General features: G+C 62.9%; 5 protein-coding genes. All 5 read right to left on the bottom strand.

Annotation, left to right across the window (positions count from 1 at the left end):
* On the bottom strand, positions 1-1,404 hold a 1,404-nt coding region (locus tag AB4Z11_RS18935), incomplete at its 3' end, for a glycoside hydrolase family 97 N-terminal domain-containing protein (protein WP_442026879.1).
* 6 nt (positions 1,405-1,410) lie between these two features.
* Complete coding sequence (locus tag AB4Z11_RS18930; RefSeq protein WP_442026878.1) at positions 1,411-2,178, bottom strand: SDR family NAD(P)-dependent oxidoreductase; 768 nt, start codon at positions 2,176-2,178, stop codon at positions 1,411-1,413.
* 28 nt (positions 2,179-2,206) lie between these two features.
* On the bottom strand, positions 2,207-3,778 hold the full coding sequence (locus tag AB4Z11_RS18925; RefSeq protein ID WP_442026877.1) for an aldehyde dehydrogenase (NADP(+)): 1,572 nt from the start codon (positions 3,776-3,778) through the stop codon (positions 2,207-2,209).
* Positions 3,775-4,755: an AraD1 family protein gene (gene araD1, locus AB4Z11_RS18920; RefSeq protein ID WP_442026875.1), complete on the bottom strand. Its 981-nt coding sequence runs from the start codon at positions 4,753-4,755 to the stop codon at positions 3,775-3,777. Before araD1 ends, AB4Z11_RS18925 begins: the two co-directional genes overlap by 4 nt.
* A gap of 81 nt (positions 4,756-4,836) precedes the next feature.
* Positions 4,837-6,579 (bottom strand): IlvD/Edd family dehydratase, encoded by a 1,743-nt coding sequence (locus AB4Z11_RS18915; protein ID WP_442026874.1) that lies wholly within the window; start codon positions 6,577-6,579, stop codon positions 4,837-4,839.
* Between the last annotated feature and the right edge of the window lie 111 nt (positions 6,580-6,690).

Here is a 6,690-nt window from a genome sequence, read left to right as displayed (position 1 = left end):
GCCGCGAATGGCTTCCATCGTCATCAGATTCGGCCAGGTGCGGGACCAGCCGCGCGGCAGCGTGGCGCCGTGGAAGTTCACCAGCAACTGGGCGTCGTAGGCGTCTTTCAGGATGTCGACGTAGTAAGCGATCATCGACTGGCCATCGCCGCCGAAGAAGTCCACTTTGACGCCCTTGACACCCAGCTCATGCAGCTTTTTGAACTCCGCCACGCGATCCTGGTGCGTCAGCAGCTTGTTCATGGGCGTCATGCCCGTGTCGTTCCAGGGACCGGCGGAGTTGTACCAGACCAGGACACCAACGCCCTTCTTCTTCGCGTAGGCAGCCAGCTCGCCAATTTTCTCGTAGCCGATTTTCTGGTCCCAGCCCGAATCGATCAGGGTGTAGTCCCAGTGCATATTCGCCGCGTAGTCGATGAACTGCTTCTGCACGTCATAAGTGGTGAAGTCGTCTTTCAGGATTGCCCAGCTCCAGCTGGCGTGGCCCGGCCTGATCCAGCTAGCCATCGGACGCGCGGCCGGTGCCGCGAGGTCCGTACCCAGGGTGGAATCGACCAGTGTGGCCAGGTTGCCGATGGCGAGCACGCGCCATGGCGATACCAGTTCGCCTTCCGCATGCGCCAGCAAGGCGCCGTTCGGCGTCACTTCTTCCGGCGCCGGACCGGTAATGCGATAAACGCCGCCTTCGCTTTGTGTGGCGAGGCGCGAGGCGTGGAAGCTGCCGTCCATGCCCGCTTCAGTTAGCGCTACCCAGGTATCGCCGGTGCGGAACAGGGCCGGGAAAATCCAGCCGGCCATCGGTGACGGCGTGCCGACCGGGATGTCCTTCTGCCAGAATTCTTCGTAAGACGGATTGGTGCGCGCGAAGCCGCTCTTGGCGATCGCCATCGGCTGCAGCCAGGCGCGCGTGCTCGGCGCGAACGCAAAGCTGGTCGCTTCGGAGACGAACTTCAACTGCGCGCCGCGCACGGTGTAGCGGAAAGCCACGCCGTCGTTCGACACGCGGAACGTTACGTCGATCGCTTGCTGTTGCGGATTGCGCAGCGTATAGGTCTGCTCGTTGGCAGAATATGTGATGTGGCTACGCTTGCCCGTGGCCAGCTCGTAGCTGTCGTGCACCGCGCGCACAGGCGATTCGCTTGCCAGCGTGAGGGCGTGCGACAAGTCGGCGCCCTCCAGCGCCATGCCGAGCGCGGATGGCAGCAGCACCGCTGCACCATCGCGGCGGATGGCGTAAGTGGCACTGCCGTCGGCCGACACGGCGAGGGCCACGGACAGATGCCCGTCCGGGCTCGCCAGGGGCGCAGCAGCAGCTGCCGCTGCCGGCGTTGAAGTGGCTGCGTAGGTCGCAGGAATGGCCGCGTACAGCGTCAGCGCCGCGGCAACGCTCCAACAGGCGCGCATCGGCGCTTAGACCCAACCGGCGTCGACGATGAATTCCTGTGCGGTGCACATGGCGCTATCGTCGGCTGCGAGGAAGARAACCWTGGATGCAATGTGGCTGGGCATCAGCGCGCCCGGCAGGCACTGGGTGCGGGCGATTTCCGCCTTGGCTGCCTCGTCGACCCACAGATCGAGCTGACGCTGGGTCATGACCCAGCCTGGCGTGACCGTGTTGACGCGGATGCCGAAGCCACCGAGGTCGCGTGCCAGCGAGCGCGTAAGGCCGATCACGGCGGACTTGGTCGTCGCATACACCGGATAGCCCGCGCCCTTGGCATGGAAGGAAATGGAGCTGATGTTGATGATGGAACCAGTGCCCTTCTTCTTCATGCCCGGGATAACAGACTGGCAGGTGAAGAACATCGGGCGCTGGTTGATGGCAATACGGTTGTCCCAGTATTCAAGCGTGACTTCCTCGGCATTGTGGCGCTGGTCGTTTGCTGCGTTATTGACCAGCACATCGAAATCGCCAAGCGATGCGGCCAAGTCGGCAATGGTCTGCTGCAGCGCCGGAATATCCGTGATGTCGCAGTGGCGAAACACGGGCGCCGTATGGCCGGCAGCCTTGATCTTCTCCACCAGCGCTTCGCTGGCGTCGCGGACGATGTCCACAAACGCCACCTGTGCGCCCTGCTCCGCGAAAGCGGTAACGATCGATTCACCGATACCGCTGCCGCCACCCGTCACAAATACCCGCTTGCCTCGCAGGCTGCCAAACTTGGCCAAATCAGTCATGCTTGTCTCCGAACAGTTTTTTTCTTGTTTACTCTTTGGTCAGCGCACCGTCGCGGCGGCGCCAGATGCCCAGCGGATTACCATCGCGCAGGGAATCAGGCAACAGCGCCTGCGGGATGTTCTGGTAGCACACCGGACGCAGGAAGCGGCTGATCGCGCCCGTGCCAACCGAGGTGCTGCGGCCATCCGCGGTCGATGGGAATKGACCACCGTGCACCATGGCGGTGGATACTTCCACGCCGGTCGGGAAGCCGTTGGCCAGGATGCGGCCCACTTTGCGTTCCAGCACAGGCAGCAGCGCGCGGGCAGCGTCGAAATCTCCTTCGTCCAGTTGCAGGGTTGCAGTCAGCTGGCCTTCCAGGTTTTCGATCACTTGCTTCACTTCGTCCAGCGACTTGCAGGCCACGATCAGGGATGCGGGACCAAATACTTCGTCCTGCAGCGCATGGGTTTTCAGGAAGTCCGATGCGCCGGACTGGAACAGCGCCGGAGCACCCTTGCCTTCTTCCTGATTGGCCAGGGTCACGGTCTTCACGCATTCCTGTGCGGCCAGCTTGGCCACGCCTTCCTGATACGCACCGGCGATGCCTGGGGTCAGCATGACGGCTGGACCGGTGTTGCCCAGCGCTGCGGCAGCATCGACGGCAAACTTGTCCAGCTCAGGACCAGCCAGGCCGACTACCATGCCCGGATTGGTGCAGAACTGGCCAACGCCCATGGTCAGCGAAGCTGCGAACTGCTGGGCGATGGTTTCGCCACGCGCAGCCAGCGCCTTCGGCAGCAGGACCACTGGGTTGATGGAGCTCATCTCGGCATAGACCGGGATCGGCTGCGGACGTGCGGCGGCAACAGCCATCAGTGCGGTACCGCCTGCGCGGGAGCCGGTAAAGCCCACCGCCTGGATGGAAGGATGCGCCACCAGCGTGGTGCCGATATGGCGGCCGGTGCCAGTCAGCAGTGCGAAGGTGCCCTTCGGCAGGCCGCAGCGCGCAACGGCTTTCGCGACGGCACGGCCAACCAGTTCGGAAGTGCCGGGGTGGGCGGAGTGCGCCTTCAGCACGACCGGGCAGCCCGCAGCAAAGGCGGAAGCGGTGTCACCGCCAGCCACCGAGAAGGCCAGCGGGAAGTTGGATGCAGCGAAAACGGCCACAGGGCCGACGCCGATCATGCGCATGCGCAGGTCGGGACGCGGCGGGGTACGCTCCGGCAGCGGCGAATCCAGGCGCGCATCGCGCCAGGAACCTTCACGCAGCAGATCAGCGAACAGTTTCAGCTGGTTGACGGTGCGGCCACGCTCGCCCTCCAGGCGGGCGCGCGGCAGGCCGCTTTCCGCCATGGCGCGCTCGATCAGCTCATCGCCGATGGCCATGATTTCTTCGCCCACGGTTTCCAGGAACTTGGCGCGGTCGGTGTCCGAGGTAGCACGGAAGGTGTCGAAGGCCTCACCGGCCAGGCGGCATGCCTGGTCGATCTGCGCTTCGCTGACGGCGTTGAAAGCCGGTTCGATATGATCACGCTTGGTAGGATCGAAGGCTTTGATGCTGCTACCTTCGCCTTTGACGGCCACGCCGCCGATGAGTGCTTCTCCGGTAATCGTCATAGTGCTTTCACTTTCGCATAAGAGGTTTCAACCACGGCCAGCGGATTGCGCAGCGCGGGACCGAAGGCAGGCGCTTCAACTTCGAAGGTCTCGCCGGGCTGCACGCTGATGCCGTCTGCGAAGCTTAACGTAGCTGTACCGAAAAAGTGAATATGCACGTCACCAGGACGCTTGAATAAAGCGTATTTGAAGTGGTGATGTTCCAGGTTGGCGATGGTATGGCTCATATTCTGCTCGCCGCTTACAAAAGCCTTTTCCCAGCGTACCTTGCCGTCCTTGCCGATCACGCGGGACACGCCGTCGATATGCGCCGGCAGTTCGCCCACCAGCAGGGCCGGGCCAACGCCGCAGGCGCGCAGCTTGGAGTGCGCCAGGTAGAGGTAATTCTGGCGCTCGGTCACGTGGTCGGAGAATTCATTGCCGATCGCGTAGCCGACACGGTATGGCTGGCCGTCGTCGCCGATGATGTACAGGCCTGCGATTTCAGGCTCTTCGCCGCCGTCCAGGGCGAAGTCCGGCATTTGCAGCGGCGTGCCGCTGGCGGCCACGATCGAGCCGTCGCCTTTGTAGAACCATTCCGGCTGAGCGCCTGCGGTACCGGCGGCTGGTTTGCCGCCTTCCACGCCGAGGCGGAACATCTTCATGGAATCGCTCAGGGCTTCGACGTCGCCGCCGATTTTCTTGTGCATGGCATCGCGCGCATCGGCGCTGCCGAGGTGGGTCAGGCCGGTGCCTGTGACGTAGCAGTGGGCCTGGTCTTCGTGGTCCAGCGGCGCCAGCCAGGTGACAGCGGCCGGGTCCACCGTGGTGCTGCCGGCGCTGGCGTCGGCCAGGGCAGCCAGCGATTTCTGCTGGCGGATGGCGGCTTGCGCCAGCGCGTAGGTGGTTTGGTAGCCGTCGATGACGCGGATGGCCCCCTGCTCCAGCAGGCCCACCGCACGCTCACCGGCGGCGTTTTTGAATTGAACGAGCAACATATAAGTCTCCTGATTTACAACCCAAGGCTTAAAACAGGTGGCTGCCACGGCGTGGCAGCCACCAGGTTTGCGCCTCTGGTTTTAATGCGAATGCTTTGGCACAGCGGCGCCGCGGGTGCCGACGAGGAAGTCGAAGTCGCAGCCTTCGTCTGCCTGCAGCACGTGATCGACATACAGCTGCGCGTAGCCGGATTGCGGACGGTCGCTCGGCTTGGCCGCACGCGCCTCCAGGCGTGCCTTCAGCTCCTCATCCGAAATCTCCAGATTCAGCTTGCCGCCCGCGCAGTCGAGCGAGATGTAGTCGCCTTCCTGCACCACGCCCAACGGGCCACCGGCCATCGCTTCAGGCGCCACGTGCAGCACCACGGTGCCATAAGCCGTACCACTCATGCGCGCATCCGAAATACGGACCATGTCCTTGATGCCCTTGGCCAGCAGCTTTGGCGGCAGACCCATATTGCCCACTTCCGCCATGCCCGGATAACCTTTCGGGCCGCAGTTCTTCATCACGAGAATCGAGTTCTCATCCACGTCCAGGTCCGGATCGATGATGCGCTTCTTGTAGTCGTCGAAGTCCTCGAACACCACTGCCTTGCCGCGATGCTGCATCAGGTGCGGCGAGGCAGCGGACGGCTTCAGCACCGCGCCGCGCGGCGCCAGGTTGCCGCGCAGGATGCAGATGCCGCCATCTTCGATCAGCGGTTTRTCGATCGGACGGATCACTTCTTCATCATAGATCGGCGCGTCCTGCACGTTCTGCCAGATCGACTTGCCGTTCACGGTCAGTGCGTCCTTGTGCGGCAGCAGCCCGTTTTCGCCGAGGCGGCGCAGCACGCCCGGCAGGCCRCCGGCGTAATAGAACTCTTCCATCAGGAAGCGGCCGGATGGCAGCAGATCCACCAGGGTCGGCGTGCCGCGGCCGATGCGGGTCCAGTCTTCCAGCTCCAGTTCCACGCCCATGCGGCCCGCGATGGCTTTCAGGTGGATCACGGCGTTGGTGGAACCGCCGATGGCAGCGTTGGTGCGGATCGCGTTTTCGAACGCTTCCTTGGTCAGGATCTTGGACAGGCGCAGGTCTTCCCACACCATCTCGACGATACGCATGCCGGACATGTGCGCCAGCACGTAGCGGCGCGCATCCACGGCAGGAATCGCGGCGTTGTGCGGCAACGAGGTACCCAGCGATTCGGCCATGCAGGCCATGGTCGATGCGGTGCCCATGGTGTTGCAGGTGCCAGCGGAGCGCGAGTGGCCCGCTTCGGCGGCCAGGAAGTCGTGCATCGAGATTTCGCCGGCCTTGACTTGTTCGTGCAGCTGCCACACGGCGGTACCGGAGCCAATGCTCTTGCCATTCAGCTTACCGTTCAGCATAGGGCCGCCGGTGACGACGATGGCCGGGATGTCGCAGGATGCAGCGCCCATCAGCAGCGCCGGGGTGGTCTTGTCGCAGCCAACCAGCAGGACCACGGCATCCATTGGATTGCCGCGGATGGACTCTTCCACGTCCATGCTGGCCAGATTACGGGTCAGCATGGCGGTCGGGCGCAGATTCGATTCGCCGTTCGAGAACACCGGGAATTCAACGGGGAAGCCGCCGGCTTCCAGAATGCCGCGCTTGACGTGCTCCGCCAGTTTGCGGAAGTGGGCGTTGCAGGGAGTGAGTTCAGACCAGGTATTGCAGATGCCGATAATCGGCTTGCCCTGGAATTCGTGATCGGGAATGCCCTGGTTCTTCATCCAGCTCCGGTACATGAAGCCGTTTTTGTCCTGCGTGCCGAACCATTCGGCAGAGCGCAGCTTGATGTCCTTCTTCTTGTCTGACATGCATTCCTCCAATTTCGATAAAGGAATGGTAGAAGGATTAACGATAGCGATCCAATGAATTAATATTCAAGATCGATACGAAAAAATATATCGCTCAGCGCCAAATAAAAA

Source organism: Pseudoduganella sp. RAF53_2, from assembly GCF_052113985.1.
Taxonomy (GTDB): domain Bacteria; phylum Pseudomonadota; class Gammaproteobacteria; order Burkholderiales; family Burkholderiaceae_D; genus Rugamonas.
This window is presented reverse-complemented; position numbering and strand designations above follow the sequence as displayed.

Coding starts and splice junctions, on each gene's coding strand:
- araD1 (WP_442026875.1), bottom strand. CDS start 4,755: ATGTTGCTCGTTCAATTCAAAAACGCCGCCGGTGAGCGTGCGGTGGGC.